This is a genomic window from Dietzia sp. CQ4, assembly GCF_014145125.1.
GTDB lineage: Bacteria > Actinomycetota > Actinomycetes > Mycobacteriales > Mycobacteriaceae > Dietzia > Dietzia natronolimnaea.
On record NZ_JAALDZ010000218.1, the window covers coordinates 1 to 3351 of the forward strand.

General features: G+C 71.9%; 4 protein-coding genes. 1 reads left to right on the forward strand and 3 read right to left on the reverse strand.

Annotated features, from left to right (window positions below; all coding sequences use genetic code 11):
* From G6031_RS12675 to G6031_RS12685, 3 genes are all read right to left on the reverse strand, one after another.
* Positions 1-275: dihydrofolate reductase (locus G6031_RS12675; RefSeq protein ID WP_182653449.1), on the reverse strand; the 275-nt coding region annotated here is incomplete at its 3' end.
* A 17-nt stretch (positions 276-292) separates the two neighbouring features.
* A complete protein-coding gene (locus G6031_RS12680) occupies positions 293-1093 on the reverse strand; it encodes a thymidylate synthase (RefSeq protein WP_182644567.1) in 801 nt (266 codons plus the stop codon).
* A gap of 10 nt (positions 1094-1103) precedes the next feature.
* Positions 1104-1850 carry a 3'(2'),5'-bisphosphate nucleotidase CysQ gene (locus tag G6031_RS12685; protein WP_179526315.1) on the reverse strand — a complete coding sequence of 249 codons (747 nt, stop codon included), beginning with the start codon at positions 1848-1850 and terminating at the stop codon, positions 1104-1106.
* 99 nt (positions 1851-1949) lie between these two features.
* Between G6031_RS12685 and G6031_RS12690 the strand changes: the two genes are divergently transcribed.
* Positions 1950-3351: DEAD/DEAH box helicase (locus tag G6031_RS12690; RefSeq protein ID WP_182653450.1), on the forward strand; the 1402-nt coding region annotated here is incomplete at its 3' end.

Consider the following 3351-nt stretch of genomic DNA (forward strand, 5'->3'; position numbering starts at 1 on the left):
GGGCCGGCCGCCGCCAGCGCCGCGGGCACAGAGGCCGCCCTCTCCGCGCCCTCGGCCGACCACCCTGCGTCCCGGGTGCACACGATGTTGCGGCGACCGGGCAGGGGCCGGAAGCGGGCGGGGATCGAGTCCCAGGTGGCCCGGCCCATCACGACGGGGCGCCCGGTGGTCGCCTGCTTGAAGTACGCCAGGTCCTCGGGGATGTGCCAGGGCATGTCACGACCGTCGCCGATCACCCCGCCGCGGGCCTGCGCCCACACCATCCGGACCGGCACGGCCGTCGTCTCCCGGCTCAGACCGCGACCGGGGCCTTGATGCCCGGGTGGTGCTCGTATCCGACCACGTCGAAGTCCTCGAAGCGGTAGTCGAAGACCGAGTCCGCGCGGCGCAGGCGCAGCTCCGGGTAGGGGTAGGCCTCGCGGGCCAGCTGCGTCCTGACCTGCTCGACGTGGTTGTCGTAGATGTGGCAGTCGCCCCCGGTCCAGATGAACTCGCCCACCTCGAGCCCGACCTGCTGCGCCACCATGTGGGTGAGCAGCGAGTAGGAGGCGATGTTGAACGGCACCCCCAGGAAGAGGTCGGCGCTGCGCTGGTAGAGCTGGCAGCTCAGCTTGCCGTCGGCCACGTAGAACTGGAACAGCAGGTGGCAGGGCGGCAGGGCCATGTCCGTCAGCTCGCCCACGTTCCACGCCGAGACGATGTTGCGCCGCGAATCGGGGTCGGTGCGCAGCAGGTCCACGGCGTTCGCGATCTGGTCCACGTGCCGGCCGTCGGGGGTGGGCCAGGACCGCCACTGCACGCCGTAGACGGGTCCGAGCTCGCCGCGCTCGTCAGCCCACTCGTCCCAGATGCTCACGCCGTTCTCGCGCAACCAGCCCACGTTGGAGTCGCCGCGCAGGAACCACAGCAGCTCGTAGGCCACCGACTTGAAGTGGACGCGCTTGGTGGTGATCAGCGGGAATCCCGCCGCCAGGTCATAGCGCAGCTGGTGGCCGAACAGGCTCCGGGTGCCCGTTCCCGTGCGGTCGGCCTTGGCGGTGCCCTGCTCCAGGACGAGTCGGAGCAGGTCCTCGTACGGGGTGGGGACGGTCATGACCTGCAGTCTACGTTCGGGTCGCCTGCGCGGCCTGCGCGGCCAGGATCTTCTCGGTGAGCTCGGGGCGACAGATCAGGACGTCCGGGGAGTGGGTGTCGGGTTTGTTGAACCGGATCGGCGTCCCGTCCAGGCGGGAGGCGTGCAACCCCGCGGCCAGGGCGACGCCGACCGGCGCGGCCTGGTCCCACTCGTCCTGCCCCCCGGCGTGGAGGTAGGCGTCCGCGTCGCCGAGCAGGACGGAGAGCATCTTGGCACCGGCCGAGCCCATGGGCCGCACCTCCAGGCCGACCGCGTCCGCGACCTGGAGCGCCCCCGGCGGGGGGTTGTTGCGGCTGATCACCATGGTCCCCGAATGGGGGCCGTCCACGTGGTCGACCTGGTCCGAGCGGAACACGCGCCCCGAGTCGGGCAGCCCCACGGAGGCGACGGTGGGCCGGCCGTCGACGACGAGCGCGACGTGCACCGACCAGTCCGAGCGGCCCGTCGAGAACTCCTTGGTGCCGTCGATCACGTCGATGATCCAGACGCGGGACTTGTCCAGCCTGCTGAGATCGTCCGAGACCCCCTCGGAGAGCGTCCCGTCATCCGGGCGGTGCACGGCCAGCACCTCGTCGGTCCAGTTCTGCGCGACCTCGTTGGCGACACGGGCGAGCGAGCGCCCTCGGAGCAGCCCCCCGGCGCGCGTGCCCCGGACGATGTCACCGATCCCCGTGGCGAGGAAACAGGCGAGGTCGTCGTCGTCGAGATCGCGCATGCTGTCGCTGTGCATGCTCACAGTCTTGCGCATGCCGACACTCTACGGAGGTGGGGCGCGGGTCGGGCCGATGTCGTAGGCGTGCGACATCATGAGTTCATGTCCGACGCACTGGAGCGGTTCCACCCGGCCACAGCCTCGTGGTTCCGTGGGGCGTTCGACCGGCCCACCCCCGCGCAGGAGGGAGCGTGGGCGTCCCTGGCGAGCGGCGCCCACACGCTCGTCGTGGCCCCCACGGGGTCGGGCAAGACCCTCTCGGCGTTCCTGGACTCGCTCGACCGACTCATGTTGGGCGGCGGCCACAGCACCAGTACCAGCACCAGCACCAGCACCAGCGACGGTGACAGCACAGGCGCACCCCCGCCCGGCACCCGTGTGCTCTACATCTCCCCGCTCAAGGCGCTGGCGGTGGACGTCGAGCGCAATCTCCGGGCGCCGCTCGCCGGGATCGCGCGCGAGGCCGCGTCCCTGGGCGTGGAGACCGCGGAGGTGACGGTGGGGATCCGCACCGGTGACACGCCGCCCGAGGAACGCCGGCGGCAGCGGTCGCGGCCACCGCACGTGTTGGTCACCACCCCCGAGTCGCTCTTCCTGCTCCTCACCTCGGCCGCACGGGAGACCCTGGCCACGGTCGACACGGTGATCATCGACGAGATCCACGCGGTGGCCGCCAGTAAGCGCGGCGCCCACCTCGCCCTCAGTCTCGAGCGACTGGACGACCTGCTGGACACCCCCGCCCGGAGGGTGGGCCTGTCCGCCACCGTCCGGCCGCACTCCGAGGTGGCCCGCTTCCTCGCGGGCGAGCGGCCGGTGACCGTGGTGGCGCCGGGATCCGACAAGCGTTTCGAGCTCACGGTCCGGGTGCCCGTGGAGGACATGGCGGACCTGTCCTCGGCCGGCTCGGACGTCACCGCTCCGCCCGGAACGCCGGGCGAGGGGTCGATCTGGCCGCACGTCGAGCGTCAGGTGGTGGACCTGGTCACGGCGCACCGCTCGACGATCGTGTTCGTCAACTCCCGCCGCCTGGCCGAGCGGCTGACCGCGCGGCTCAACGAGATCCACGCCGAGGACACCGATCCGGGCTCGCTGCCGCCGGCGCCGGCCCGCCCACCCGCGCAGATCATGGTGCCGTCCGAGGTCTCGCGCGGCGCCCCCGCGGAGCTGGCCATGGCCCATCACGGATCGGTGTCCAAGGAGCGACGGGCGCTCATCGAGGACGCCCTCAAATCGGGTCGGCTGCGCGCGGTGGTGGCCACCTCGTCGCTCGAGCTGGGCATCGACATGGGCGCGGTGGACCTGGTCGTGCAGGTCGAGTCCCCACCGTCCGTGGCCTCGGGGCTCCAGCGGGTGGGCCGCGCCGGTCACCAGGTCGGCGAGGTCTCCCGCGCGGCCGTGTTCCCCAAGCACCGCGCCGACCTCCTCCACAGTGCGGTGACCGTGGAGAGGATGGTCGCCGGCGCGATCGAGACGATGTCGGTCATCACCAACCCGTTGGACGTCC